At 74.3% G+C, this 26,711-nt stretch carries 24 protein-coding genes and 1 pseudogene; 15 read left to right on the top strand and 10 right to left on the bottom strand.

Features of this window, described 5'->3' with window-relative positions; translation table 11 throughout:
- Positions 1 to 88 precede the first annotated feature (88 nt).
- The 3 genes from WBK50_RS05935 to WBK50_RS05925 are packed head-to-tail and all read left to right on the top strand — an operon-like array spanning position 89 to position 3,071.
- Positions 89 to 1,204, top strand: coding sequence for a PQQ-dependent sugar dehydrogenase (locus WBK50_RS05935; RefSeq protein WP_341334615.1), 1,116 nt, complete (start codon positions 89 to 91; stop codon positions 1,202 to 1,204).
- A 17-nt stretch (positions 1,205 to 1,221) separates the two neighbouring features.
- Positions 1,222 to 2,691, top strand: a complete 1,470-nt coding sequence (locus WBK50_RS05930) for a carboxylesterase/lipase family protein (protein WP_341334614.1) — start codon at positions 1,222 to 1,224, stop codon at positions 2,689 to 2,691.
- Positions 2,692 to 2,720: 29 nt separating this feature from the next.
- Positions 2,721 to 3,071, top strand: coding sequence for a putative quinol monooxygenase (locus tag WBK50_RS05925; RefSeq protein WP_341334613.1), 351 nt, complete (start codon positions 2,721 to 2,723; stop codon positions 3,069 to 3,071).
- A gap of 48 nt (positions 3,072 to 3,119) precedes the next feature.
- Here WBK50_RS05925 and WBK50_RS05920 read toward each other — a convergent pair whose 3' ends face one another.
- The 3 genes from WBK50_RS05920 to WBK50_RS05910 all read right to left on the bottom strand — a co-directional run bounded on the left by WBK50_RS05920 (position 3,120) and on the right by WBK50_RS05910 (position 5,518).
- A complete protein-coding gene (locus tag WBK50_RS05920) occupies positions 3,120 to 3,443 on the bottom strand; it encodes a hypothetical protein (RefSeq protein ID WP_341334612.1) in 324 nt (107 codons plus the stop codon).
- Positions 3,444 to 3,633: 190 nt separating this feature from the next.
- Complete coding sequence (locus WBK50_RS05915; protein ID WP_341334611.1) at positions 3,634 to 4,641, bottom strand: TerC/Alx family metal homeostasis membrane protein; 1,008 nt, start codon at positions 4,639 to 4,641, stop codon at positions 3,634 to 3,636.
- Positions 4,642 to 4,897: 256 nt separating this feature from the next.
- Positions 4,898 to 5,518 carry a hypothetical protein gene (locus WBK50_RS05910; protein ID WP_341334610.1) on the bottom strand — a complete coding sequence of 207 codons (621 nt, stop codon included), beginning with the start codon at positions 5,516 to 5,518 and terminating at the stop codon, positions 4,898 to 4,900.
- Between the two features lie 233 nt (positions 5,519 to 5,751).
- Between WBK50_RS05910 and WBK50_RS05905 the strand changes: the two genes are divergently transcribed.
- Positions 5,752 to 7,908: an NB-ARC domain-containing protein gene (locus WBK50_RS05905; protein ID WP_341334609.1), complete on the top strand. Its 2,157-nt coding sequence runs from the start codon at positions 5,752 to 5,754 to the stop codon at positions 7,906 to 7,908.
- Here WBK50_RS05905 and WBK50_RS05900 read toward each other — a convergent pair.
- Positions 7,872 to 8,168, bottom strand: a complete 297-nt coding sequence (locus WBK50_RS05900; RefSeq protein WP_341334608.1) for a hypothetical protein — start codon at positions 8,166 to 8,168, stop codon at positions 7,872 to 7,874. The two genes, WBK50_RS05905 and WBK50_RS05900, sit on opposite strands and share 37 nt — an antisense overlap.
- Before the next feature lie 63 nt (positions 8,169 to 8,231).
- Positions 8,232 to 8,984: a Crp/Fnr family transcriptional regulator gene (locus WBK50_RS05895; protein ID WP_341334607.1), complete on the bottom strand. Its 753-nt coding sequence runs from the start codon at positions 8,982 to 8,984 to the stop codon at positions 8,232 to 8,234.
- A 116-nt stretch (positions 8,985 to 9,100) separates the two neighbouring features.
- Here WBK50_RS05895 and WBK50_RS05890 point away from each other — a divergent pair, with 116 nt between their 5' ends.
- Both WBK50_RS05890 and WBK50_RS05885 read left to right on the top strand, forming a co-directional pair.
- Positions 9,101 to 9,829 carry a hypothetical protein gene (locus tag WBK50_RS05890; protein ID WP_341334606.1) on the top strand — a complete coding sequence of 243 codons (729 nt, stop codon included), beginning with the start codon at positions 9,101 to 9,103 and terminating at the stop codon, positions 9,827 to 9,829.
- A gap of 975 nt (positions 9,830 to 10,804) precedes the next feature.
- The gene (locus WBK50_RS05885) at positions 10,805 to 11,638 is read left to right on the top strand and encodes a hypothetical protein (protein WP_341334605.1); all 834 of its coding nucleotides are present in this window, start codon (positions 10,805 to 10,807) and stop codon (positions 11,636 to 11,638) included.
- Positions 11,639 to 11,657: 19 nt separating this feature from the next.
- On the opposite strand, the gene WBK50_RS05880 is transcribed toward WBK50_RS05885, so the two are convergent.
- Positions 11,658 to 12,518: an SCO6745 family protein gene (locus WBK50_RS05880; RefSeq protein WP_445942228.1), complete on the bottom strand. Its 861-nt coding sequence runs from the start codon at positions 12,516 to 12,518 to the stop codon at positions 11,658 to 11,660.
- A 149-nt stretch (positions 12,519 to 12,667) separates the two neighbouring features.
- On the opposite strand from WBK50_RS05880, the gene WBK50_RS05875 reads away from it, so the two are divergent.
- Entirely contained in the window at positions 12,668 to 13,588 is a 921-nt protein-coding gene (locus tag WBK50_RS05875) for an alpha/beta hydrolase (protein ID WP_341334604.1), read from the top strand.
- A gap of 59 nt (positions 13,589 to 13,647) precedes the next feature.
- Entirely contained in the window at positions 13,648 to 15,270 is a 1,623-nt protein-coding gene (locus tag WBK50_RS05870; RefSeq protein ID WP_341334603.1) for a flavin-containing monooxygenase, read from the top strand.
- Between the two features lie 57 nt (positions 15,271 to 15,327).
- On the opposite strand, the gene WBK50_RS05865 is transcribed toward WBK50_RS05870, so the two are convergent.
- From WBK50_RS05865 to WBK50_RS05855, 3 genes are all read right to left on the bottom strand, one after another.
- The gene (locus WBK50_RS05865; protein ID WP_341334602.1) at positions 15,328 to 16,176 is read right to left on the bottom strand and encodes a mycofactocin-coupled SDR family oxidoreductase; all 849 of its coding nucleotides are present in this window, start codon (positions 16,174 to 16,176) and stop codon (positions 15,328 to 15,330) included.
- A gap of 110 nt (positions 16,177 to 16,286) precedes the next feature.
- On the bottom strand, positions 16,287 to 17,789 hold the full coding sequence (gene glpK, locus WBK50_RS05860; protein WP_341334601.1) for a glycerol kinase GlpK: 1,503 nt from the start codon (positions 17,787 to 17,789) through the stop codon (positions 16,287 to 16,289).
- 42 nt (positions 17,790 to 17,831) lie between these two features.
- Positions 17,832 to 18,593 (bottom strand): IclR family transcriptional regulator, encoded by a 762-nt coding sequence (locus WBK50_RS05855; protein WP_341334600.1) that lies wholly within the window; start codon positions 18,591 to 18,593, stop codon positions 17,832 to 17,834.
- A gap of 179 nt (positions 18,594 to 18,772) precedes the next feature.
- Here WBK50_RS05855 and WBK50_RS05850 point away from each other — a divergent pair, with 179 nt between their 5' ends.
- The 7 genes and pseudogenes from WBK50_RS05850 to WBK50_RS05820 all read left to right on the top strand — a co-directional run bounded on the left by WBK50_RS05850 (position 18,773) and on the right by WBK50_RS05820 (position 26,228).
- A complete protein-coding gene (locus tag WBK50_RS05850; protein WP_341334599.1) occupies positions 18,773 to 19,591 on the top strand; it encodes an MIP/aquaporin family protein in 819 nt (272 codons plus the stop codon).
- A gap of 28 nt (positions 19,592 to 19,619) precedes the next feature.
- A pseudogene (gene glpK, locus WBK50_RS05845) lies at positions 19,620 to 21,136 on the top strand (glycerol kinase GlpK).
- Between the two features lie 36 nt (positions 21,137 to 21,172).
- Complete coding sequence (locus WBK50_RS05840) at positions 21,173 to 22,882, top strand: glycerol-3-phosphate dehydrogenase/oxidase (protein ID WP_341334598.1); 1,710 nt, start codon at positions 21,173 to 21,175, stop codon at positions 22,880 to 22,882.
- Positions 22,883 to 23,040: 158 nt separating this feature from the next.
- A complete protein-coding gene (locus tag WBK50_RS05835; protein WP_341334597.1) occupies positions 23,041 to 23,361 on the top strand; it encodes a putative quinol monooxygenase in 321 nt (106 codons plus the stop codon).
- Between the two features lie 43 nt (positions 23,362 to 23,404).
- Complete coding sequence (locus tag WBK50_RS05830; protein ID WP_341334596.1) at positions 23,405 to 24,376, top strand: threonine/serine dehydratase; 972 nt, start codon at positions 23,405 to 23,407, stop codon at positions 24,374 to 24,376.
- Between the two features lie 35 nt (positions 24,377 to 24,411).
- Entirely contained in the window at positions 24,412 to 25,530 is a 1,119-nt protein-coding gene (locus tag WBK50_RS05825) for an NAD(P)-binding domain-containing protein (RefSeq protein WP_341334595.1), read from the top strand.
- Positions 25,531 to 25,550: 20 nt separating this feature from the next.
- Positions 25,551 to 26,228, top strand: a complete 678-nt coding sequence (locus tag WBK50_RS05820) for a hypothetical protein (protein WP_341334594.1) — start codon at positions 25,551 to 25,553, stop codon at positions 26,226 to 26,228.
- On the opposite strand, the gene WBK50_RS05815 is transcribed toward WBK50_RS05820, so the two are convergent.
- Positions 26,212 to 26,706 (bottom strand): DUF2127 domain-containing protein, encoded by a 495-nt coding sequence (locus WBK50_RS05815; protein ID WP_341334593.1) that lies wholly within the window; start codon positions 26,704 to 26,706, stop codon positions 26,212 to 26,214. The two genes, WBK50_RS05820 and WBK50_RS05815, sit on opposite strands and share 17 nt — an antisense overlap.
- Positions 26,707 to 26,711: the final 5 nt, after the last annotated feature.

Below are 26,711 nucleotides of genomic sequence, written 5' to 3'. Positions count from 1 at the left end.
CCACCGGGGGTGCTGCCCCTGCCGCCGTCCGTCTGTCCGGAAAGTTCGTTTGACGCCCAGCAGACCGGACGTCGATACCGTTGCGGGTGTGCGCTCTCTCACCAGGTCCACCGTCGCCGTGATCGCCTCCGCCGTGCTGGCCGGTGCCGTCGCGTGCTCGGCCACCGCGGCATCGGCGCCGGCGGCCGGGGTCGCCTCCCCCGCGCCGACCGTGGCGGTGCAGCGGACCGCCGGCGAGGCGCGCACCCTCGTCGGCGGGCTGACGGTGCCGTGGTCGCTCGCGTTCCTGCCCGACGGCGCCGCACTGGTCACCGAGCGGAACTCGGCGCGACTGCTCCGGGTCACGCCCGACGGCACGGCCAGGCCGGTCGGCACGGTCGCCGGGGTGCTGCCGGCGGGCGAGGGCGGGCTGCTGGGGATCGCCATCTCGCCCGGGTATGCGACGGACCGGGCCGTCTACGTCTACTACACCGGCGCGGCCGACAACCGCGTCGTCCGGCTCACCGCCGCTCCCGACGGGACGGTCGACGGCACCACGCAGCGGGTCGTCGTCTCCGGGATCCCGAAGGGCACGATCCACAACGGCGGCGGGCTCGCGTTCGGCCCCGACGGGTTCCTCTACGTCGGGACGGGCGAGGCCGGCCGGGGCGCCCCGGCGCAGGACAAGAACGACCTGGGCGGCAAGATCCTGCGCGTCACCCCCGACGGCGCCCCGGCCCCGGGCAACCCGTTCGGAACCGCCGTCTATAGCTACGGCCACCGCAACGTCCAGGGCCTCGCCTGGGACCCCGCCGGTCAGCTCTACGCCACGGAGTTCGGCCAGAACACCTACGACGAGATCAACGCGATCACCGCCGGCGCGGACTACGGCTGGCCGCTCGTCGAGGGCGTCGGCAACCGGCAGGGCCTGACCGACCCGCTGCTGACCTGGACCCCGGCCGAGGCCTCCCCCAGCGGCATGGCCTATGCGGGCGGCTCGCTGTGGGTCGGCGCGCTGCGCGGCGCGCGGCTCTGGCGGGTCCCGCTCGGGGAGAACGGCGGGGTCGGGACGCCCCAGCCGCTGCTGCAGGGCGAGTACGGGCGGCTCCGCGGGGTCACCGCGACGCCCGACGGCAGCGCCCTCTGGGTCACCACCAGCAATCGGGACGGCCGGGGCCAACCGGGCGCGGACGACGACCGGATCCTGGTCATCCCGCTCACCTGACCGGTAGACCTACAGGGGTGAGTGAGAACCCCATCGTCGAGACCGCCGCCGGAAGAGTCGAGGGCACGACCGCGGACGGGGTGAGCCGGTTCCTCGGCATACCGTTCGCCGCGCCGCCGCAGGGCGCGCTGCGGTTCGCGGCGCCCGTTCCCGCCTCGGCCTGGGAGGGCGTGCGGGACACCACGAAGCCCGGCCCGAACGCCCCGCAGAACACCCGCGCCTTCCCCGGCCTGGACCTCACCCCGATCATCGGGACCGGCTGGCGGGAGGGCTCGGACTACCTGACCGTCGACGTCTGGACGCCCGACCCGTCGGCGAGCGGCCTGCCTGTGATGGTCTTCGTCCACGGCGGCGCGTTCGTCGCGGGCGAGCCCGGCGCCCCCTCCTACGACGGGACCGCGCTGGCCCGGGCGGGCGTCGTCCTGGTCTCGGTGACCTACCGGCTGGGCGTCGAGGGGTTCCTCCCGCTGCCCGGCGGCGCCACGAACATCGGCCTGCGGGACCAGATCGCCGCGCTCGAGTGGGTCCGCGACAACGTCGCGGCGTTCGGCGGGGACCCGGACCTCGTCACCGTGTTCGGCGAGTCCGCGGGCGCGATGAGCATCGGCTCCCTGCTCGGCTCGCCGCTCGCCCGAGGGCTGTTCCGGCGCGCGATCGTGCAGAGCGGCGGCGCCGAGATGGTCCGCTCCGCCGAGCCGTCGGCCCGGTACGCGCGGGTCGTGACCGACGCGCTGGGCGTCGAGTTCTCCGCCGACGGGGTGCGCGGCCGTTCGGTCGCCGACGCGCTCGCCGTCCAGGAGATGCTCGCGGACCCGCTCGAGCGCGGTGACCTGCGCGAGCCCGACGGCACCGACCCCGGGCTGGGCCTCGGGGCGTTCCTGCCGGTCCTCGGGGACGACGTCCTGCCCGAGCACCCGCTCGACGCGCTGGCGGCCGGCTCGGCCGCCGACGTCGACCTGCTCGTCGGCGCCAACGCCGAGGAGATGAACCTCTACCTCGTCCCCACCGGCGCGATCGACGCGATGACCGCGGACCAGGTGCGCACGGCGCTGGCGATGGTCCGGCCGGACTCGGTCGCACTGCTCGCCTCGGCGGGTCTCGACGAGCCGGGCGCGCACGCTGGGCAGGTGTTCGCGGCGGTGATGACGGAGCTCGTCTTCCGCGGGCCTGTGCGACGGCTGGCCGACGCCCACACCGGACGTACCCACGTCTACGACTTCGCCTGGCGCTCCCCCGCGTTCGGCGGCCGGCTCGGCGCCTGCCACGGCCTCGAGCTGCCGTTCGTCTTCGGCACGCTCGGCTCGGCGACCGGACCGACCGGGCTGCTCGGCGAGCCGCCCGCCCCGCAGGCGGTGTCGGACCTGATGCGCGACGCCTGGGTGGCGTTCGCGCGGACCGGCGATCCTGGCTGGCCCGCCTTCGACTCCGCACGCCGCGCCCTGCGCATCGACGTCGACCCGGGGGTGGTGACCCTGGAGGCGCCCTGACGCACCGGGGCCCACTACCGTTGCCGACCGTGACTTCCAGCGAGAACGCACGGGTCGGCAGGTACGTCCGGATGGTCGCCGTCCCCGGATCCGGTGACGAGCTCGCGACGAACCTGCTCAAGGTCGCCGAGGGCATGCGCAGCGCCCCCGGCTGCGAGCTCTACATCGTGAACCGGACGCCGGACGACGAGGACGCCGTGTGGGTCACCGAGGTGTGGGCGGACGAGGAGTCGTCCGAGGCCGCGCTGAACCGGGACCTCGGCGAGGCGGGGCTCGGTTCGGTGCTGCCGCTCCTCGCCGGGCCGCCGGAGTTCATCGAGCTCGTCCCGCTCGGCGGCCCCGGCCTGACGGCGGGGCCGGGGTTCAGCCAGACCCGCTGATCGCCCGGGCCCGGTGATCACGGCCCGATGATCGCGCGGGCCCGATGATCACGCGGCGGCGGCCAGCACCGACGGGAGCCTGCGCAGCCGTTCCAGCAGCAGCGCGGTCTCGTCCGGGGTGACCAGCAGCGTCACGTCGAGGGTGCCGCGGCGCAGGTCCACGGACATCCCGCGGACCTCGTAGCCACGCCCCCGGAGCAGGGTGACGACGCGGTGGACGGCGTCCATCCCGCCGTCGAGGCGCGTGCGGACGAGGCGCTGCCGGCGGCCGGGGTCGGTCGCCCCGGGTGGATCGAGCGGGGCGGCGTCGGGGACGGCGGCATCAGGACCGGCGGGATCGAGGACAGCGGCGTGGAGGACGGCAGGGCTCACGGGAGCGCTCCTGGAATCGGTGCGGTGATCCGGACCGAGCCAGGCCTCGGGGGGCGGCGAGCGACAGGGGGCGCTGCCGAAGGGGCGCGCCGGCGACCTGGCTAGCCGACGCGCCGGATAATGATCTCCCGCGGGAGCGTCACGACGAGGCGCACGGGCCGACCGTACCTCGCGCGCCCGCGGCCGACCACTACCGGTCCTGCTCGGACGGCGCCTTCCGGCTCGCCCGCAGCGATCCGGCGTGGGCCCTCGCGGACGTGTCGCCGCGGGTCTTGATCAGGCTGGCGACCGTCACGACCGTCAGCACCACCACGATCACACCGAGGCTCACGGGCGTCGAGATCTCCGGGACGGAGTTCGAGATGTCCACGTGCAGCCAGTGCAGGATCAGCTTCACGCCGATGAAGGCGAGGATCAGCGAGAGCCCCACCGAAAGGTAGACCAGCCGGTCCAGCAAGCCCTTGACCAGGAAGAACAGCGCCCGCAGGCCGAGCAGCGCGAACGCGTTGGCGACAAAGACGATGTAGGGCTCCTCGGTCACGCCGAACACCGCGGGGATCGAGTCGAGCGCGAACAGCAGGTCGATGCCGCCGATCGCCACGAGCACGATGAACAGCGGCGTCACCATGCGCTTGCCGCCGAGGCGGGTGACGAGCTTGCCTCCGTCGTACTCGTCGCTGACCGGGAAGAGCCTGCGGGCGCCCTTGACGACGGCGTTGTCCTCGACGTCGGGGTCCTCGTCGCGGTGGCGGAAGAGCTGCACCGCGGTGAACAGCAGCAGCAGGCCGAAGACCAGGAACATGAACGAGAACAGGTTCAGCAGTGTCGCGCCGAGGGCGATGAAGATCGCGCGCATGATCAGAGCGAGCACGATGCCGAAGGTCAGGACCTTGTGCTGATGCTTCTCGGGCACCGCGAACGTCGTCATGATGATCACGAAGACGAACAGGTTGTCGACCGAGAGGCTCTTCTCGACGATGTAGCCGGCGAAGTACTCCGTCCCGAACTCGGCCCCGGCGATCATCCAGAAGACGATGCCGAACGCGATGGCCACCGCGATGTAGAACACGGACCACGCCGCGGCCTCGCGGAACCCGACGCGGTGCGGGCGTACCGACGCGAGGATCAGGTCGAGCGCGAGCAACAGCACGATCAGGCCGATCGTGACGATCCAGGCGAGACCGGTGACCTCGAGCACGCGTTCCTCCGGAGGTGTCGTTCGTACGAACTGGCCGTGATCAGCCTAGGGTGCCCACGATCCGGCCACGCAACCAGGACGAATCGGACAGGTTCCAGCTGTACCAGAGGACGGGGGACGGCGCCGGTGATCACTGTGGGCCGGGGGCCTCAGCGGGTCCGTGCACACCGTCCGCGTGCGACCGGCATCTCCGCCCGCTACGGGGCCCACGACGCGTCTGCCTCGTAGCGGTGGTTCTCGTCGACCGGCTCGGCGTTCAGCGCGGCGCCGGGCCGGCGGCACGCGGCGGGCGGCCGATCAGGATCCCGACACCGACGAGCGCGAGGGCCGCGACCGCCGCCGCGGCCACGAGCAGCGGACGGCGGCGCCCCGAGGACACGGGAGCGGGAGCCGGCTGCGGCTCGTCGATGTCCGGCGCGGGGCCGGCCCCGGGCGACGGCTGCGTCCCGCTTCCCGGGTCCGGAGCCGCGCCGGCGGGCTCGGGAAACTCGGCGGGCTCGAGACGTTCGGGATCACCCCCGGCGGCCGGGTCCGCCGGGCGGTCCTGCGCCACCCAGGCCGCCCGGGCCGCCTGCCACCGCTCCTCGTAGGGAGCCGGATCCCACCCGTGCACGACCAGGAACGCCAGGACCGACGGCCAGCGCGGCAGCGCCGTCCGGCCGCCGCTCGTCCGGCGGGGGCTCAGCATGCGCGAGCAGGTCGCCGAGGACACCGTGACCAGCTCCGGCCGTCCGGTCCGCACTGCCACGATCGCGTCCTCGACCTGCTTGAGCCGTTCGTACGGCCCGTCGGTGTAGATCTCCCGCAGTTCGGTCACGAGCTCCACCACGGCGGCCGGCAGCCCTTCCTGCAACGGGTCGAGGCCCTTCTGCGGCATTTGTCCCGAATCCTTCCCCCTCGCGCGGCTCGCTGACGGGCTGCTCGTTGCAACGTTGCGGTTGGTTACATCTCGGGTCAGCGATGGACGTATCAGGGGCGTTCGGGGGACCGTCTGCAGTCCAGGCGCTGCACCGTTCGGCTCCCCTCCTCGCGGCCTCAGGTCCGGGCCCGGACCGGGGGCACCTTCTGCCGAGGCCCCACCCCGATCCGCCCTGCCGGAGGTGATCCGACGTGCCGCCCGCCGACCAGCCTCGTACGCCCGACACCACGACGCCGGCCGGCCCAACCGCCCCCGGCCCGGCGGGCGTCCACGCCCGGATCGAGGCCCCGGTCGCGACGTTCGTCCAGCTCGGCACGTTCGCGGTACCGCTGCGGCCGCGGCGGCCCCGCCCGGCCGAGCTGCCCCCGCGTCCGCGCCGGTTCGTCGGCCGGGAGCGGGAGGCGAACCTCGTGGCCCGCGCCGCCGGCGGGTCCGGGGACGTGCGGGGGGTCCTGCTCGGCGGCCGTCCCGGAGCGGGCAAGTCGGCGCTGGCCGTCGAGAGCGCGCACCGGATCGGCGGGCTCTTCCCGGACGGGGTCGTGTTCGCCGAGCTCGGCGCCGCGGACGGGCGCGGGCCGTCGGCGCACGAGCTCACCGGACGCCTGCTGCGCTCGCTCGGCGCGCGGGTCCCGGACCGGGCCGGGGACCGCGCCGTCGCCTGGCGCCGGCTGCTGCGGGAGCGCCGGGTCCTCGTCGTCCTCGACGACGTGCAACGCGCCGCCCAGGTCACGGCCGTGCTGCCCGAGGGCCCGGACCGCGCCTTCGCCGTCCTGACCGCCCGGTCCGGGTTGCTCACGCTGCCCGTCCCCCTGCTGCGGCTGCGGCTCGGCGACCTGGACGTCCCGTCGTCGCGGGCCCTGCTCGGCCACGCCGAACCCGCTGGTGACCCGGCCGTCCTGGACGAGCTCGTCAGCCTCTGTGCCGGCCTCCCGCTCGCGCTGCGCATCGTCGCTGCCCGGCTCGCCGGGGAGCCGGGGCTGACCCCGGCGCGCCTCGCCGCACAGCTCCGCCGCCGCCACCGCACCATCGACGAGCTGCGGGCCGGGGACCGCGCGGTCCGCGCGTCCTTCGAGGCCTCGCACGCCGGGCTGGGCGAGCCGGAGCGCCGGATGTTCCGCAGGCTCGCGGCCGTGCCGCTGCGGGACGTCACGGTGCCCGGCGCGGCCGCGCTCGCCGGTGTCGCACCGGAACGGGCCGCCGAGCTGCTCGCGACCCTCTACGACGCCCAGCTCCTGGACCGCAGGCCCGGGCGGGTGCCGCGACACCGGATGCACGACCTGCTGCGCCGCTACGGCGAGGAGAAGCTGCGGGCGCGGGGGCCGGGCGAGGCCGCCGCCGCGGCGGAACGGCTGGTCGGCCACTACCGGCGCGCGCTGGACCGGGCGCTGCAGGACCCGCGGCGGTCCTGGTTCGCCGAGGAGTGGGACAACCTGGTCGCGCTCGCCGCGCACCTCGCCGAGACCGGTACCCCGTGGTCCCGGGGCGCCCTGGACCACCTGGCGGACGCGGTGGCCCCGCAGTACGACCCGCACGCGTCGAAGAACGGGTGGATCCGGATCCAGGGCCTTGCGCTCGCCGCCGCGGCCGACGGCCCGGCCGGGCGGCGCGCCGAGCTGCGGGTCCGGATCAGCGCCGCGCCGCGCGGGAGCGGGCGCCCGGACCGCGCCCCCGCCGTCGCGCCCGGTACGCGCGAGCGCCAACCGGCGACGGACCTGCCGGTGGAGGCCGTGGTCGCCCTCCGCGCCGGGGCCGAGATCCTGCGGGCCACGGGCGACCTCGACGGCGCGGCGGGCGGCTACCGGGACGCGATCGTGGCCCTGCGCCGGCTGCCACCCGGGGCGGCCGTCACCGAGGCGCTGGCCTGGGCCCTGCATGCGCTCGGGAACGTCGAGTGCCTCCGGGGTGACCCGTGGTCCGCACTCGGCCGCCAGCGCGCGGCCCTGCGCAGGTTCGGCGAGGCCGGTTCCCGGCCCGGCCGGGCCTGGGCGTGGCACGGGATCGGGGACGCCCGCCGCGGTGCCGGCGACGCCGACGGCGCGGCCGAGGCCTACCGCACCGCGCTGGACCTGCACGACGAGCCGGACGGCGTCGCGCGGTCCGGCTGGACGCGGCAGTGCCTGGGCGAGCTCCTGGCGTCGCAGGGTCGGCCGCGCGAGGCCGCGGCGGAGTTCGAGCTGGCCCGGCGGGCTGCGGTCCTGCGGTCCGACGCGGGGGCGGAGGCCCGGGCGCGCCGCTGGCTGGCGGTCACGTCCACCGGTCCGGACGGTCCCGGGGCCGGCGGCACGGCCCCCGAGCCGGGGCGCGGCGCCGCTCAGCTGCGGCCGAGACGCTCGCCCGCCGGGCCGTAGACCGTGCCGTCACTCGCGAACCAGCACCCGGCGACCCCTCGAAAACGCCCGGTGCGCCCGCAGAACCGCAAGGTCCCCCCCTCGCCGACCAGGTCCCCGGGCTCCACCGGCGGGAGCTGTCCGGCACGGCGGGCGCGCGGGACCGGCAGCGAGGCGCCGTCGTGCCCGAGCAGGGCGAGCATGTCCTCGTCCAGCTCGCCCTCCGCCCCGAGATCGGGCTCCCGGAGATCCTGTTCGGGTGGGTCGTGCTCGGCTGCCATCACGGACCTCGCGTCGTGCGTCGCCGTGACCACACGGCCGGACGACGGCGATGCTCTCCCGGATCAACCGGCGGGATGACGCACCAATGCGACATCCGGCGGGCCGCCGGGAGGCGGACCGTCCGCGTCGGTCTCCGGCAGAAGTCGCAACCCGCCCGGGTCCAGCACCGTGAGCCGGCGCGGCGTGGAGCGGTACCCCGTGTCCACGAGCCCGAGATCCTGCAGCCGGGACAGCTCCGCGCCGACGATCCGCGGCTTGGCCCCCACCAGGTCCGCGATCCGTGTCTGGGACAGCGGGACGTCGATGCGGCGGGCGGGGCCGCCCCCGAGCGGGCGGCCGAACTGCGCGGCGTGGTCCAGCAGGACCCGCACGACCCGATCGCCGATGCGGCCCCGGGAGTAGCGGACCCGGCGGTCGGTGACCGCGCGCATCTTGGCGACGATCGCGGTCGTCAGCGCCCGCGACGCGTCCGGATGCGCGGCGAGGAACCGGTCCAGGACCGGGCCGGGGAACACCCGGCACCGGGTCGGGGCGACGGCCCGGACCATCGCCGAGCGTGGCCGGCGGTCCAGGAAGCCGAACTCCCCGAGCAGGTCACCGGCCCGGCGGAAGGCGAGGAACACCTCGTGCCCGGACTCGTCCGAGGCGCTGACGGCCACCAGCCCGGACTCGATCACCAACATCGCGTCCGAGGGGGAGCCCTGCAGCAGGACCATCGCGCCCTGCGGGTGCTCGACGGCGTGGCCCAGGGCGCGGAGCTCGGCCCAGTCCCCCGGGCCCAGGTTCACGGGCCCGGCAGGGGGCGGTGCCTTCACCGGCGTCCCTCCCCTCGGGGTGCCGCAAGCGTACGAGCGTGTATGGAACCTACCGCTGAACGGCACCGGGCTCGTAATGTCGCAGGTTCACCGTCGATCAGGGCACCGGGGGGCCGATGACCAGGACGGGCCGGTTGTGCGTGGCGGTCGACCTCGAGGGCTACAGCCGGCGCTCGCACGCCGGGCAAGAACATGCGCAGGACGTCCTCCGGACGCTGCTGGACCTGCTCTGGCAGCGGGTCGCGCCGGGTGCGGTGCAACGGCAGCCGAACGGCGACGGGGAGGTCGCGCTGCTCGACGAGACGGTCGGGATCGGCGTCGTCCCCGAACTCCTCCGTGTGCTGCGGAACGGGCTCCGCCGCGCCAACCCGCACGACCGCGTGGGCGAGCGGTACCGGCTGCGGGTCGCCGCGGACCACGGGCCCGCCGGCCGCGCCCGCAACGGCTTCGCCGGGGACGCCGTCGTCCGGACGTGCCGGCTGTTGGACTCCGCGCCCGCCCGCGACGCCCTGGACACCCGGCCCGGTTCGGACCTCTCGGTCGTCCTCTCCGGTTCCCTGTTCGACGCGCTGGCGGCCGATCCCGGTGCCCACGCCGCGCTCCCGGCGGCGGAGTTCGTGCCGGTCCGGGTCGTGGACCCGGCGAAGTCGTTCGCCGCGCCCGCGTGGGTGCACGCCGGCACTCCGCTCCCGGCGCCGCGCGGGGCCGGGGGGCCCCGGCCCGCGCCGGCCACCGGGGACGTCATGCGGGTCGAGGTGGCGGACGGCGGCCAGGTCGGCGCGATCGTCCAGGTCCGGGAGCTGCGCGGCGGCCTGGTGCTCGGCAGGCCCGGTGAGCCGCGGTGACCGGGCCGGGCCCGCAGCTGTCCCTGCACGTGACCGCACCCGTCGAGACCGTCGTGCAGATCGGCCGGATGGTGGTCGAACCGGACCGTGCGGACGTCCTGGACCTCGAGCCCGCCCCGCTCGCGGGCCGGGAGGTCGAGCTCACCCGGATCGCGCAGGTCGTCGCGGAGGCGCCCGGGATGGTGCTGCACGGGCCGTCGGGCAGCGGGACCACGGCGTTGATGCTCGCCGCCGCCGCACGGCTCGGGCCCACGTTCCCCGGCGGGGTCCGGCTCGCGCGCCTCGGCGACTCCGGGGACGATCCCGCGCCCGCCCTCCGGACCCTGCTGCTGGGCCTCGGCGTCGGGGACTCGGAGCTGCCGGACTCCGTCGACGAGCGCAGCGCGCTGCTGCGCTCCCTGCTCGCCGCACGCCCCGCCCTCCTCCTGCTCGACGACGCCCGCTGCGCGGCGCAGGTCCGCGCGCTGCTGCCCGGTGGCCGGTCCCGTGCGCTCGTCACCTCCGCCACCCCCCTGCCGGAGCTGGCGCTCGACGACGTCGCCGCACTGCCGGTCGGGGGCCTGGCCGGGGCGGCCGCCGTCGCCTGCACGGGCCGGGACGACGCGCCCCGGCTCGCCACGGCCTGCCACGGCTCGCCGTTGGCGCTGCTCCTGCTCGCGGGCGCGACGGCCTCGGCCGACGACGCCCTCGCCGCCCTCGGCACCCCGCCGGACGCCGCGGCGGCCGCGTGCGCCGCCGCGCGGATCGCGCTCCGGGCCGCCGGGCCGCGGGCAGCCGCGCTGCTCACGGCCGTCGCGGCGGCGGGCCTGGTGCACCTCGACGCCGCCACGGCCGGCGCCCTGACCGGCGAGGACGTCGGCGAGCTGGTTCGGGAAGCTCGCCCGCCGGCGCCTGCTGACCCCGGCGCCGGAGGGCCCCGACCGGTACGCCCTGCCGGCCGCCGTGCGCTCCCTGTTCGGTACCCGGACCCCCGCCGTGCCGCTCCCCCGCGCCTGCGACGAGCCTCCCCGGAGCGTCCTCGCCGGCGCCGCCGCGGGCTGCCGCGAGCTCGGGACGAGGACCGGGCGGCCGGACGTCGACACGGTCTGGGTCCTCGAACGGGCGGCGGAGTCCGCCGCCGCGACCGGGGACGACCGCACCGAGACCGAGGTGCTGCTGCAGATCGCCGCGGTCCGGCTCCGGCGGGACGCCGCCGACGCCGCACTCCGAGCCGCCTCGCGGGCGCTGACCCTCGCGGACCGGCTCGGCGACCCGGTGCTCTCCGGCCGCGCGGTCCTGCGGATCGCCGAGGCCGCGGAGTCCCTCGCGCACGGGGACCTGCTCGACAACGGTGGCGAGCCCCTGTTCGACCACGCCGTCGCGTTGCTCGAGGGCCTGGACGACGAGCGGCACGCCCACGCGCTGCGCGGCCGCGGCCGGGCGCGCCGCCGGGCCGGCCGGCCCTCGGCCGCGCTGCCGGACCTCCGCGTCGCGCTCGGCCTGTACCGCGCGCTCGGCCACCTGCCCGGGACCGCCGCGAGCTGGCGGGAGATCGCCGAGGCGGAGCACGCGCGGGGGGAGCGCCGGGCGGCGGTCGCCGCCTACCGCAGCAGCCTGCACGCCCTCGCTGCCGCGGGCGACGCCACGGCGGCCGACTGGGCGCGGCTGGAGGCGGGCGAGCTCCAGGTCGGCGAGACACCCGCACCCGCCGTGGACGCCCTGCTCGCCGCCCGGACCGGCGGGGAGACGGACGCGGCGCGCGCGGTCCGGGCCCTCCACGCCCTGGGGGACGGCCCGCCGTGGTCCGCGGTCGCCGCCCTCCGCGGCTGACTCCTCCCCGGGTCGACGATCAGCGCCGGGTCGCGAACACCCCCTCCGCGGGGAAGCAGCCCGCCTTCAGCAGGCCCCGGACCAGCGGGCGCCCCAGCTCGCCGAGCCGCGCGGTGCCCTCCTCCCCGAGCGCCTCCCACGGCGCCGCGCCGAGCCGGTTCGTGTCGTCCTCGATCCGCTCCCGCAGCGCGTTCCCCTCGGGGGTGAGGCTCAGCCCGTCGCCGAGCAGGCCGCGCTCCCGCAGGCTCACCTCGCTGGCCGCCCACTCGTCCTCGGTCCAGCCACGGCTCGCCCGCGCGAACGACGGGACGAAGCCGGTGCCGGTCGCGGTCGCCGTGACCAGCGCGTCGATCCCGGAGAGCCCGGCGTCGACGAGCAGCGCGATGTGCCCGTCCCCGCGGTGCTCGCGCAGGACGGAGACCGCGTGCCAGAGCACGAGGTGCGGCGCGGACGGCCACTCGACGTCCAGGTGACCGGCGGCGAGCGGGCGCCCCTGCGGCTCGGCGGCCTCCGCCGCGCGCCGGGCCAGGGCGGCGGCCTCGGCCACCACGGGCGAGGCCACGACGTCGTCGCCTAGCAGCCGGCGCAGCGCGCCGTCGACCGCCTCGAACCGCGCCGCGACGACATCGGCGGGCGAGGCCAGCGACCAGGCCTTCGGGATGTGCCGGGCGACCAGCGCCGGGCTGAAGTTGAAGAACGTCGCCGCGACGACGGACCCGGACACCGCACCCATCGGGGCGGCGCGGCCGGCGAAGTAGCTCATCCGTCCCGGTTCGAGCCCGGCCGCGGTGAGGTGCTTCTCGGTCTCGGGGGCGAAGTAGGTCATGGCGTGCAGCGGCTCGAGGCCTCGGGCGACGGCGCCTGACGTTCGGGTGTCCACGGCCGGACCGTACAGGGCGGGCCCCCGTGGCTGAACGATAGTTCAGGACAACCCGTCCGGCCGATGACGCCTACCGGTACCCCCCTTACGGTCGTTAGGACGCGGGTCACACTCGCCCCGCGTCCGACTCGCTGCACGAAGGGGTGCCCATGGCGTTGGACGAGGCCACGATCGCGTTCCTCACCGCGATGGCGGAGAGCGGCGGCAAGCCGATCAGTGAGATGACCCCGGACGAGGCCCGCGGCCTCGGTGGGCTGCTCAGGGACATGTACGGGCCCGGCCCGCAGGTCGCGAGCGTCACCGACTCCCCGGTCCCGACCCCCGACGGGGGCATCGTCGGCACCCGGATCCTGGCCGTCAAGAACCCCCGCGGCGTGCTCGTCTACTACCACGGCGGCGGCTGGGTCATCGGAGCGCTCGACGAGTTCGACACCCTCGGCCGGCACCTCGCCACCCGCACGAACTGCACCGTCGTGCTCGTCGACTACCGGCTCGCCCCGGAGCACCGCTACCCGACCGCGGTGGACGACGCGTGGACCGCCCTGCAGTGGGTGGAGTCGCGGCGGGCCGAGCTCGCCGGGGCGGACGCGCCGTTGATCGTCGCCGGGGACAGCGCCGGCGGGAACCTCGGCGCGATCGTCGCGCAGAAGGCGCGCGCCGCCGGGGGCCCCGCGATCGCCCTGCAGGTCCTCATCTATCCGGTGACGGACTGCGACCTGGACAACGCCAGCTACCGGGACCCGGCGAACCAGCTCATGGTCAGCCGGGACGCCATGATCTGGTTCTGGGACCACTACGCCACGCCCGAGCAGCGGCGCAACCCCGACGCGTCGCCGCTGCGCGCCGCGGACCTCTCCGGCCTGCCGCCCGCCGTCGTGCTCACGGCGGAGCACGACCCGCTGCGGGACGAGGGCGAGGCCTACGCCGAGAAGCTGCGCGCCGCCGGCGTCAAGGTCGAGTCCCAGCGCTTCCTCGGCCAGATGCACGGCTTCTTCACCATGGTCAACGTCCTCCCGGGCCAGACGGACGGGATGGACTACGTCGTCGAGCACGTCGAGCGCGTCCTCTAGACCACCCGCGTCCCCCGACGCCCACCGATCTGCAGCGCCGCAGCCAGGAGGTAAGTGCCATGACGGACAAGTCTGTCGACGTCGTCGTCGTGGGGGCCGGGTTCTCCGGCCTCTACCAGCTCTACCGGCTCCGGGAGATGGGCCTGACCACGCGCGTCTTCGAGGCCGGTTCCGGGGTCGGCGGGACCTGGTACTGGAACCGGTACCCGGGCGCCCGCTGCGACGTCGAGAGCCTCAACTACTCCTTCTCGTTCTCCCCGGAGCTCGAGCAGGAGTGGACCTGGTCCGAGAAGTACTCGCCCCAGCCGGAGATCCTCGCCTACGCCGAGCACGTCGCCGAACGGTTCGACCTGAAGAAGGACATCACGTTCGACACCCGGGTCGAGAGCGCGGTCTACGACGGGGACACGCACACCTGGACGGTCACGACGGACGGCGGCGAGGTCGTCACCACGCGGTTCTTCGTGATGGCGACGGGCTGCCTCTCCGTCTCCAAGGCCCCGGAGATCCCCGGCGCCGAGACCTTCCCCGGGCCGATCTACCACACCGGGCACTGGCCGCACGAGGGCGTGGACTTCACCGGGAAGCGGATCGCGGTGATCGGTACCGGCTCGTCGGGCATCCAGTCCATCCCGATCATGGCCGCGCAGGCCGCCGAGGCGACGATCTTCCAGCGCACGCCAAACTTCTCGATGCCGGCCGGCAACCGGCCGCTCACCGAGGAGGAGGTGCGCACGCGCAAGGAGAACTACCTCGAGTACCGCGAGGCCGCCAAGTGGTCCGGCTTCGGCGTCCCCATGCCCGCGCCGACCCGCTCCGCGCTCGAGGTGCCGGAGGAGGAACGCAACCAGACCTACCAGGCCGGCTGGGACCAGGGGAACCTCGTCGCGATCCTGACCTCCTACGTCGACACCCTCGCCGTCAAGGAGGCCAACGACACCGCCGCGGAGTTCGTCCGGGCGAAGATCCGTGACGTGGTGAAGGACCCGGAGCTGGCCGAGGCCCTGTCCCCGCGCAGCTTCCCGTTCGGGACGAAGCGCCCCTGCCTGGACACCGGCTACTACGAGACGTTCAACGACGACCACGTGCACCTCGTGGACATCCGTAAGACCCCGCTGGTGGAGATCACCGCCAAGGGCGTGCGGACGTCGGAGCAGGAGTACGAGGTCGACGCGATCGTCTTCGCCACCGGTTTCGACGCGATGACCGGCGCGCTCACCCGGGTGGACATCCGCGGCAGGAACGGGGTGTCGCTGCGGGAGAAGTGGGGCGAGGGCCCGCGCTCCTACCTGGGGTTGACCGTCGCCGGCTTCCCGAACATGTTCACGATCACCGGGCCGTCGAGCCCGTCGGTGCTGACGAACATGATGGTGGCGATCGAGCAGCACGTGGACTGGGTCGCGGACTGCATCGGCTGGCTCCGGGACAACGACGTCGCCGAGCTGGAGGCCACGGACCGGGCCGAGGACGAGTGGGTGCGCCACGTCGAGGAGGTCGGGAACACGACGCTCTACCCGACCGCGGACTCCTGGTACATGGGCTCCAACGTCCCCGGCAAACCGCGCGTGTTCATGGCCTACATCGGTGGCATGGGCGCCTACCGGGAGAAGTGCGACGAGATCGCGGCCAAGGGCTACGCCGGCTTCGCCCTCACCCCCGAACCGGAGTCCGTCCCCGCCTAGAGCTTCCGGCGGCCGGGCACAGCGTCGTGCCCGGCCGCCGGAACACCCGGCCCCGCCCTACAGGTGGGGCGCCTTGAACGGCGCGAGCGCGCCGGCGTCGATCACGTGCGTCGTGCCGGTCACGTAGCGGGCCTCCTCCGACGCCAGGTAGAGCACGGCGTTGCTGATGTCGACCGGATCGACCCACGGGATCGGGAACCCGTTGATCGCGGTGAAGCCCGCCTCGGCGTCGGCCCGGGTGGCGCCCTCCTGCCCACCGAGGAAGAGCGAGTACATCGGCGCGTTGTTCACCATGTCCGTGTCGACGGTCGTGGGGTGCACGGAGTTGACCCGGATCCGGTGGGGCGCCAGCTCCACGGCGAGCGTCCTCATCAGCCCGGTCACGCCGTGCTTCGCCGCCGTGTAGTGCGCGAGGTTGCCGAACGCCACGAGCCCCGCGATGGAGCTGGTGAGCACGATCGAGCCCCCGCTGCCCTGCTCCAGCAGGGTCGGGATCGTCGCCTTCGCGGTCTTCCACACCCCGGTCAGGTTGACGTCGATCATCGTCTGCCAGGTCTGCTCGTCGATCTCCCAGGCCGGCGCGAACGACGCGATGCCGGCGTTGGCGACGACGACGTCCAGGCGCCCGAACTCGGACATCCCGTCCGCGACGGCCGCCTCGAGCGCCGCGAGGTCCCGGACGTCCGCGACCCGGGTCAGGACCCGCCGGTCGAGATCCTCGATCTGCTTGGCCGTCTCGGCCAGGTCCGCCTCGGTCGCCTCCGCGTACGGAACCGTCTCCACGTCCGCGCAGAGGTCGAGGGCGATGATGTCCGCCCCCTCCTGCGCCAGACGCAACGCGTGGCTCCGGCCCTGCCCGCGCGCCGCCCCCGTGACCAGCGCGACCTTGCCCTCGACCCGTCCCATGACCGACCTCCGAATCCGGCCGGGCGCCGTTGCCCGGCCGCCGTCCACGCTCCGGGGTGACCCGCACCATGGTCAATCCGACATCCGGGTCGGGAGCCCGGCGCCTCGCCTCAGCCGGTGGACTGCACCCAGCCGTAGCTCCGGTCGACCGCGCGGGCCCAGTTCGCCCGCTCCCGGTCCCGGACGGACGCGTCCATCGACGGCTCCCAGGCGGCCGCGCGGTGCCAGTTCGCCCGCAGGACCTCGACGTCCGACCAGTGCCCGACCGCGAGTCCCGCCGCGTACGCCGCGCCGAGGGAGACCGCCTCCGACCCGAGCGGGCGCTCCACCGGGACGTCCAGCACGTCCGCGACGAACTGCATCAGCAGGTGGTCGGCCGTCATCCCCCCGTCGACCTTCAGCCTGCTCACCGGCAGCCCCGACTCGGCGTTCATGGCGTCGACGACCTCGCGGGTCTGCCAGGCGGTCGCCTCCAGCACGGCGCGGGCGAGATGCCCGCGGGTGATGAACGACGTCAGCCCGACGATCACGCCCCGGGCCTCGGCCTGCCAGTGCGGCGCGAAGAGGCCCGAGAAGGCGGGGACGACGTAGCAGCCCCCGTTGTCCGGCACCGTCATCGCGAGCGTCTCGATCTGCGGGGCCGTGCCGATCATGCCGAGGGAGTCCCGGAACCACTGCACCAGTGACCCGGTGACGGCGATGGAGCCCTCGAGCGCGTAGACGGGCCGCTCCCCGAACAGGTACCCGACGGTCGGGATCAGCCCCTGCGCGGAGCCCGGGATCCGCGATCCGGTGTTCTTGAGCAGGAACGCGCCGGTGCCGTAGGTGCACTTGACCTCGCCGGGCGCGAAGCACGTCTGCCCGACGAGCGCGGCCTGCTGGTCCCCCAGCGCACCCGCCACCGGAACGCCCGGCAGCACCTCCGAGCAGACGCCGTAGACCTCGGCGTTCGGCCGGATCTCCGGGAGCATCCGCTCCGGCACGCGCAGCGCCGTGAGCAGCCGCTGCGACCACTCCAGCGTGCGGAGATCCATCAGCATGGTGCGGCTGGCGTTGGTCACGTCGGTGACGTGCCGGCCCCCGTCCGGGCCGCCGGTCAGCCGCCAGATCAGCCAGCTCTCGATCGTCCCGAACAGCACGTCGCCGGCGTCGGCTCCCTCGCGCGCACCCGGGACGTGGTCCAGCAGCCATTGCAGCCGGGGCCCCGCGAAGTACGTCGCGGGGCCGAAACCGCTGGTCCCGGACCAGAGGTCGCCGGTCTCGGCGAGCCCGCTGACGATCTCGTCCGTGCGGGTGTCCTGCCAGGTGATCGCGTGCGCGAGCGGGACCCCGGTGTGCCGGTTCCAGACGACCGTCGTCTCGCGCTGGTTGGCGATCCCCAGCGCGACGATGTTCTCCGGCCCGAGGCCCGCGCGCTTCAACGCCGCGGGGACGACCCTGGCGACGTTCCGCCAGATCTCCTCGGCGTCGTGCTCCACCCACCCGGGCCGCGGGTAGTGCTGCCGGTGCTCGCGCTGGGCGACGGCGAGCATGCGGCCGGAGCGGGTGAAGAGCAGGCACCGGGTGGACGTGGTGCCCTGGTCGATCGCGGCCACGACCCGCTCGGTGCTCACGGTGCCTCCGCGGGACCGAGAACGTCGGGGGGCTCGGCGCGATCATCTCGCCGCCCCCAGGAACGCGGAGATCTCGCGGCCCGCCGCCGTCAGCTGCTCGACGAGCCGCGGTCGCGGCTCCCCGCCCGCCCCGAACAGCTCCTCGACGGGCCCGGCGATCCCGAGCGCCGCGACGGCCAGTCCCCCACCGGTCCGCAACGGCACCGCGGCGCCGCCGACCCCGGCCTCGAACTCGCCGACGTCCGTGGCGCAGCCCCGCCGCCGGGCCCCGGCGAGCTGCGTCTCCAGCGCCGTCACGGTCGTCGTCGTCCGGCGGGTGTAGCGATGGAGCTCCAGGTCCCGCAGCGCGGGCGTCGCGACCGGGGCGAACGCGAGCAGGCATTTGCCCCAGGCCGTCGCGTGCAGGGGCTGTTCGGTGTTCGTGCGCAGGCGCTGCGGGGAGCCGTCCGGCCGGAACACGTGGTGCACCAGGCTCACCGCCCGGCCGGCGGGAACGCCCAGGTAGACGGCACAGCCGGAGCTGCCGGCGAGCGCGTCGGCCCAGTTCATCGCGCGGGAGCGCAGGTCGTGCCGGTCCCAGCCGTCACCGAGGCGCCGCAGCCCCGGCCCCGGCGAGTACAGCGACGTCGACGAGTCCTGCTCGACGAGCCCCTCCTCGCGCAACGTCCGCACGATCCCGTGGACGGTCGGCCGCGGCAGGTCCAGGGCCGCGGCGAGCTCCGCGAGCGCCAGCGGACGCCCCGCGCCGCCCAGCAGGCGCAGGACCGCGGCGGCCCGCTCGATGGACTGGATGGCGCCCGGCACATCCCCGACCCTACGGTGTTGCTGTGATCCAATCGGCACCGGGCGTTCGACATTGTCGAACGATGTGCGTTGCCGTACCCCGCCCGCCTTCCTAGCGTCGCTCTCAACGTCGCGCGGCCGCCCTCGAACCCGAGGCCGGAACACACGCCCGCGGACGTCACCGACCAAGGGAGAGTTCGATGCGGAACTCCTATCTCGGGGAGCTGAGTGCCGAGTTCGCGGGCACGATGATCCTGATCCTGTTCGGCACCGGCGTGGTGGCGCAGGTCATCACGTCGTTACCGGACAGCCCGCTCGGCAACCACGACTCCATCGCGTGGGCGTGGGGCATCGGCGTCACGCTCGGCGTGTATACCGCAGGCCGGATCTCCGGTGCCCACCTCAACCCCGCCGTCACGATCGCGCTCGCCGCATACCAGGGCTTCCCCTGGAAGAAGGTCGCACCGTACATCCTGGCCCAGACCCTCGGCGCGTTCGTCGCGGCGCTGATCGTGCGGGTGACCTACGCGGACCTGATCAACAGGACGGACCCGGGCCACACCTACAAGACCCAGATCGTCTTCTCGACCCTGCCGGGCAACGGCGAGCCCGGGGTGAGCCTCCCGACGGCGTTCCTCGACCAGGTCGTCGGTACCGCCATCCTGGTCTTCGTGATCTTTGCCCTGGTCAACGCCTGGAACAACCCGCCGCAGGCCAACCTGGCCCCGGTGGTCATCGGCCTGCTGGTCGTCGCCATCGGGATGGCGTGGGGCGCCAACGCCGGCTACGCGATCAACCCGGCCCGCGACTTCGGGCCGCGCCTGGCCTCGTTCATCACCGGCTACTCGACGGCGTTCCTGGACCAGAACGGCAACCAGTACTGGTGGTTGCCGATCGTCGCCCCGATCGTCGGCGGACTCGTCGGCGGCGCGTTCTTCAAGGTCCTGATCGAGCGCTACCTGCCGACCGCCGAGGACGCTCCGCAGCCCGTCGGGCGCGAGGTCACCCGCGAGGCCTGATCCGCACTTTCTCACTGAGGAGAACAGCATGGCTGAGTACGTCGGCGCGGTCGACCAGGGGACGACCAGCACCCGATTCATGATCTTCGACCACGGCGGCAACGAGGTCGGACGCCACCAGCTCGAGCACCAGCAGATCCTGCCGCAGGCCGGCTGGGTCGAGCACAACCCCGTCGAGATCTGGGAGCGCACCTCGTCGGTCATCCAGACCGGGTTGAACAGGACCGGGCTGACCCACAAGGACCTGGTCGCGCTGGGCATCACCAACCAGCGCGAGACCACCGTGGTCTGGGACAGGCGCACCGGACGCCCGCTGTACAACGCGATCGTCTGGCAGGACACCCGCACGGACCGGATCGCGTCCGCGCTGGACCGCGACGGCCGCGGTGACGTCATCCGGCAGAAGGCCGGCCTGCCCCCGCGACGTACTTCTCCGGCGGCAAGATCCAGTGGATCCTGGAGAACGTCGACGGTGCCCGCGAGGGCGCCGAGAGCGGCGACGCGATCTTCGGCAACACCGACACCTGGCTGATGTGGAACCTCACCGGGGGCCGGGACGGGGGCGTGCACGTCACCGACCCCACCAACGCCAGCCGCACGATGCTGATGAACCTCGAGACCCTCGACTGGGACGACGAGCTGCTCGGCTTCTTCGGCATCCCGCGTTCGATGCTGCCCGAGATCAAGCCCAGCTCCTGCCCGGAATGCTACGGCCACACGCTGTCGTCGGGCCCGCTCGGCGGCGAGGTCCCGCTCACCGGTGACCTCGGCGACCAGCAGGCCGCGATGGTCGGGCAGGTCTGCCTCGCCCCGGGCGAGGCCAAGAACACCTACGGCACCGGCAACTTCATGCTGCTCAACACCGGTACCGACCTCGTCCGCTCGGAGGCCGGGCTGCTGACGACCGTCTGCTACAAGTTCGGCGACGAGCCGACCGTCTACGCGCTCGAGGGCTCGATCGCGGTCACCGGCTCGGCCGTGCAGTGGCTCCGCGACCAGCTCGGGATCATCTCCGGCGCGGCGCAGAGCGAGTCCCTGGCGCGGCAGGTCGAGGACAACGGCGGGGTGTACTTCGTCCCGGCGTTCTCGGGCCTGTTCGCGCCTTACTGGCGGTCCGACGCCCGCGGCGCGATCGTCGGGCTCTCCCGGTTCAACACCAACGCCCACCTGGCCCGGGCGACGCTCGAGGCGATCTGCTACCAGAGCCGCGACGTCGCGGAGGCGATGGAGAAGGACTCCGGGGTGCACCTGGAGGTCCTCAAGGTCGACGGCGGCGTGACCGCGAACGAGCTGTGCATGCAGATCCAGGCGGACGTCCTGGGCGTGCAGGTCAGCCGCCCGGTCGTGGCGGAGACCACGGCGCTCGGCGCGGCCTACGCCGCCGGCCTGGCCGTCGGGTTCTGGAAGAACACCGACGAGCTGCGGGCCAACTGGAACGAGTCGAAGCACTGGGACCCTTCGTGGAGCACTGAGCAACGAGACGCCGGTTACGCCCAGTGGAAGAAGGCGGTCGAGCGGACGCTGGACTGGGTAGACGTCGACTGAGCAGTACGAACCAGCATTCTTCGAGAGGAAGAGATCATGAGATCCGTCGCGCTCTCCCCGGAGGCCCGCTCGCGGGCCCTGGCGGATCTGGCCTCCGGTGAGCTCGACGTCCTCGTCGTCGGCGGCGGTGTCGTGGGTGCGGGAAGCGCCCTCGACGCCGCCACCCGCGGCCTGCGCGTCGGGCTGGTGGAGGCCAGGGACTTCGCGGCCGGCACCTCCAGCCGCTCGAGCAAGCTCATCCACGGTGGCCTGCGCTACCTCGAGATGCTCGACTTCCGGCTCGTCGCCGAGGCCCTGCAGGAACGCGGACTGCTCATCCAGACCCTCGCGCCGCACCTCGTCCGGCCCGTCCCGTTCGTCTACCCGCTCAAGCACCGCGGATGGGAGCGGTTCTACGCCGGCGCGGGCGTCGCGCTCTACGACGCCCTCGGCCTGCTCTCGGGCCGCTCCCGCGGGGTGCCGCACCACCGGCACCTGACCCGGCGCGGCGCCCGCCGCGTCGTCCCGTCGCTGCGCAAGGACGCCCTGGTGGGTGCCCTGGAGTACTACGACGCGCAGGTCGACGACGCCCGACACACGATGATGGTGGCCCGCACGGCCGCGTCGTACGGGGCGCACGTCGCTTCCCGCGCCCGCGTCGTCGGGCTGATGAAGGAGAGCGGCCGCGTGGTCGGTGCCGAGGTCCAGGACCTCGAGACCGGCGAGCGCATCGAGGTCCGCGCCAAGCAGGTCATCAACGCCACCGGGGTCTGGACCGACGAGACCCAGAGCCTGGCCGGCGAGCGCGGGCAGTTCCACGTCCGCGCGTCGAAGGGCATCCACCTGGTGGTGCCGCGGGACCGGATCCGCTCGGAGGCCGGGCTGATCCTGCGCACCGAGAAGTCCGTGCTGTTCGTCATCCCGTGGGGCCGGCACTGGATCATCGGCACCACGGACACGGACTGGGACCTGGACCGGGCCCATCCCGCCGCCAGCGCCGCGGACATCGACTACCTGCTCCAGCAGGTCAACACCGTACTCGAGCAGCCGCTGACCCACGAGGACGTCGAGGGCGTCTACGCGGGCCTGCGGCCGCTGCTGGCCGGGGAGTCGGACTCGACGTCCAAGCTCTCCCGCGAGCACGCGGTGGCCACCCCGGTGCCGGGGCTGGTCGTCGTGGCGGGCGGGAAGTACACGACGTACCGGGTCATGGCGAAGGACGCCGTGGACGCGGCCGTGCACGGCCTGGACGCGCGCGTCCCGGCCTCGGTCACCGAGAACATCCCGCTGCTCGGCGCGGAGGGCTGGGAGGCGTTGAAGAACTCCGTCAACGTCCTCGCGGACCGGTACGGCGTGCACCCGGCCTGGATCAAGCACCTGCTCGGCCGCTACGGATCGCTGATCGACGAGGTCCTCGAGCCCCTGAAGGACGACCCGTCGCTGGGCGAGCCGCTCAAGGGCGCACCGGACTACCTGCGCGCGGAGATCCTCTACGCCGCGACGCACGAGGGTGCCCGGCACCTCGACGACATCCTCACCCGCCGCACCCGCACCTCGATCGAGACCTTCGACCGGGGGCTGGGTGCGGCCGAGGAGGTCGCCGCGCTGGTCGCGCCGGTGCTCGGCTGGAGCTCCGAGCAGCAGGCCAAGGAGGTCGAGCACTACCAGGGCCGGGTCGCCGCGGAGCGGGAGAGCCAGCGGATGCCGGACGACGCCACCGCGGACTCCGCCCGGATGGGGGCGCCGGACGTGGTGCCGGTCCAGTAGACCCGGCTCGACGGGTTGTGGCTCCGCTGCCCGGGGGTGGCCCCCCGTCGTCGCACGAGCGGCACTTTCGCGCGGTAGGTCCGCACGAGAGTGCCGCCCGTGCGTTGGGGGACGGGCGCGGGTTGACGAACCTCCGGCCGGCAGGTCGGATGGTGACCATGAGCCCCGTCATCCTCGTCGCGACCATCACCCCCAAGCCCGGCCACGAGCAGGAGGTGCTCGAGGCGCTGAAGGCCACGATCCCCCTGGTCCACAAGGAGCCGGGCTGCGAGAAGTACGCACTGCACGAGGGCCTCGGGGACTCGACGGACCTCGTCATGATCGAGCGCTGGGAGTCCCCCGAGGCGCTAAAGGAGCACAGCTCCGCCACGGCGTTCACCGAGCTCGGGAAGCTGCTCAAGGGCAAGCTCGCGGGCCCGCTGAACGTCGTCCGGCTGTCCGCGGTCCCGGCGGGCACGGCCGAACAGGGCGCCGTCTGAGGTCCCCCCGCGGTGCGGCGGGGGCGGGGGTTAGCGTGCGGGAGTGGCCGGATCCCTCGTCTCCCTCACCGACATCACCCTCGCCGCCGAGCGGATCGCACCGCACGTCGTCCGGACCCCGACCGTGCCGAGCCCCGGGCTGAGCGCGCTCCTCGGTGTTCCGGTGACGGCGAAGCTGGAGCTGTTGCAGCGCACGGGCTCGTTCAAGGCCCGGGGTGCCACGGCCAAGCTGCTCGCGCTCACGGAGGACGAGCGCGCGGCCGGGGTGGTCGCGGTCAGCGGCGGGAACCACGGGATCGCGCTGGCGGTGATGGCCGGTGCACTGGGCGTCGCCGCGACGGTCGTGATGCCCGAGTCCGCGCCCGCGGGCTCGGTCCGGATCGCCCGCGACGCCGGCGCGGACGTCCGGCTCACCCCGGACATGGCCGGCGCGTTCGCCCTGACCGCCGAGCTGCAGGCCGGCGGGCTCACGCTCGTGCACCCGTTCGACGACCCGACGGTGATCGCCGGGCAGGGCACGGTCGGCCTCGAGCTCGCCACCGACGCCGGTGACCTGACCGACGTCCTGGTCAGCATCGGGGGCGGCGGCCTGATCTCCGGGGTCGCCGCGGCGCTGCACGCGAGCCGTCCGGACGTCCGGATCTGGGGCGTCGAGACCGAGGGTGCCCAGGCGATGTCCGCGGCGCTCGCCGCCGGCGGGCCCGTGCCCGTCGACCTCACCTCGATCGTGACGACGCTGAGCGCGCCGAGCGTCTCCCCGCTCACCTACGACCACGTGTCCGCGCTGGTCACGGACGTTCTCGTGGTGCCGGACGCGGAGGCCGTGCAGGGCACGCTCGACCTCGCGGACCACGCCAAGGTCTGGGCCGAACCGGCCGCCGGCTGCCTGGTCCCGGCCGCGCGCCGGGTCGTGGAGAAGGTCGGCGACGACACACGGCTCGGCCTCGTCGTCTGCGGCGGCAACGCCTCGACGGGCGACGTCACGGCCTGGGCGTCCCGGTTCGATCTGCTCTAGGGACTCGATCCGCGCCCGCCGGCGTTGCACCGGGCGTGCGTACGGACGTCGTGGTGATCGGGGCCGGGCAGGCCGGGCTGTCGGCCGCCCACGGCCTCCGCCGGGCCGGGCTCGAACCCGGCCCCGGCTTCACCGTCCTGGACGCCGACGCGGCGCCCGGCGGCGCCTGGCAGCACCGCTGGCCGACGCTGCGGGTCGACGACGCGCACCGCATCCACTCCCTCCCCGGGATGGAGTTCGCCCCCACCGACCCCACGCGGCCCGCCAACCAGGTCGTCCCCGAGTACTTCGCGGCCTACGAGCGGGCGTTCGACCTGCGGGTGCGCCGGCCCGTCCGGGTCACCACCGTCCGGGACGCCGATCCCGAGCTCGTCGTCGAGACGGACCGGGGCTCCTGGACGACGAGCGCGCTGATCAACGCCACCGGCACCTGGAGCCGCCCGTTCGTCCCCGCCTACCCGGGCGCCCGCGAGTTCCGGGGGCGGCAGCTGCACGCCGTCGACTACCCGGGCCCGGCGGAGTTCGCGGACCGGCGCGTCGTGGTCGTGGGCGGCGGGGCGACCGCGGTCCAGCTGCTGCTGCAGATCGCGCCGTTCGCGAGGTCGACGCTGTGGGTCACCCGCCGGGAGCCGGAATGGCACGAGGGCCCGTTCGACGCCGAGGCGGGGCGGGCCGCGGTCGCACGCGTCGAGGAGCGGGTCCGGGCCGGGTTGGCGCCGCGGAGCGTCGTCGGCGTGACGGGTCTGATGCTGACACCGGAGTACCGCGCCGGGATCGCCGCCGGCGTGCTGAACCGGCATCCGATGTTCGCCCGGCTCACCGCGGAGGGTGTGGCCTGGGCGGACGGCACGACGTGGGCGGCGGACGTCGTGCTCTGGGCGACGGGCTGGCGTCCCGCGGTCGGGCACCTGGCGCCGCTGAAGCTCCGCAGCCCGCAGGGCGGGATCACCCTCGACGGCACCCGCGCCGTCGCCGATCCGCGGGTGCACCTGGTCGGGTACGGGCCGTCGGCGAGCACCATCGGTGCGAACCGGGCCGGGCACGCGGCGGCGCACGAGGTGGTCAGGCGGCTCCGCGAGGGGTCGTTCGCCCCGGCCGGCCGGTGGCTCTCCTCCGCGGTTGCGTCGCAGGCGCGTGTCAGACTCCGTTCCTGACGTGAGGAGCCGTCCCCGACGTGACCACCATCCCCGAGCAGGGTCCTCCGGCCTGGCGCCGACACACCCCGGGTGAGCACCGCTGGCCGCAGGCCACCGCGGTGGTGGTGGCCGTGGCGCTGCAGCTGATCCTGCCGGACCGCCTGGCCCCCCAGGCGCGGTACCTCCTGCCGGCGCTGGAGATCGTGCTGCTCGGCGTGCTCGTCACGGCGAGCCCGTTCCGGCTGGACCGGGAGTCGGCCGTGCTCCGGACCGCCGGGCTGGCGACGGCGGGGCTGGTCAGCATCGCCAACGCCTGGTCCGCCGTGCTGCTGGTCCGGGCCCTCGTCGGCGGCACGGCGGGGGACGCCCACACGCTGCTGCTCGCCGGGGCCGCGATCTGGTTGACCAACGTGATCGTCTTCGCGCTCTGGTACTGGGAGCTGGACCGCGGCGGACCCGCCGCGCGGGCCCACGGCCGGCGCCGGCACCCGGACTTCGCCTTCGCCCAGATACAGTCCCCCGACCTCGCCGACCCGGACTGGGAGCCCCGCTTCGCGGACTACCTCTACCTGGCGTTCACGAACGCGACGGCGTTCAGCCCGACCGATGTCCTCCCGCTCACGCGCTGGGCGAAGTTGACGATGATGGCGCAGTCCATGGTCGCGCTGGTGGTGGTCGTTCTCGTGGTGGCCCGCGCGGTCAACGTCCTGGGCTGAGCCGCTCCCGCCGCAGGACCGCGTACTCCCGGATCACCATCACGATGATCGCGACGTCCAGCGCCGCCAGGAAGGGGAGCACCAGCGAGCCCGTGTGGATCGCGCGGAGCACCTCGTAGACGACGAAGGCCCCGAGCACGAGCACCGCGACCGGGTAGGCCGGCAGCCACTTCCGCAGCAGCGCCACGACGAGCGCGAGCTTCACGACGCCGTGCAGCGCGAGGTAGAGCACCGGGAAGCTGCGGTCGCCGGACACGAACTCGCCGGTCCCGGCCACGAAGTGGCTGGCCAGGGTGCCGTTCGGCGGGCCGAGCAGGTCCCGGGCCAGGACCTCGCCGACGATCCCGTGGACGGCCGCACCGGAGACCACGAGCAGGATGACGGCGCCGATCAGCTCCGCGGCGCCGTCGATGCCCTTGACGAGCAGGGCGATCCGGAAGAGACGCTCGGTCCACGACGGGCCGGCCCTGGTGATCACGGGCC

This window comes from Pseudonocardia sp. T1-2H (assembly GCF_038039215.1).
Classification (GTDB): domain Bacteria; phylum Actinomycetota; class Actinomycetes; order Mycobacteriales; family Pseudonocardiaceae; genus Pseudonocardia.
The sequence above is the reverse complement of the archived record's forward strand: the minus strand, read 5'-3'. Positions and strand labels throughout refer to the sequence as shown.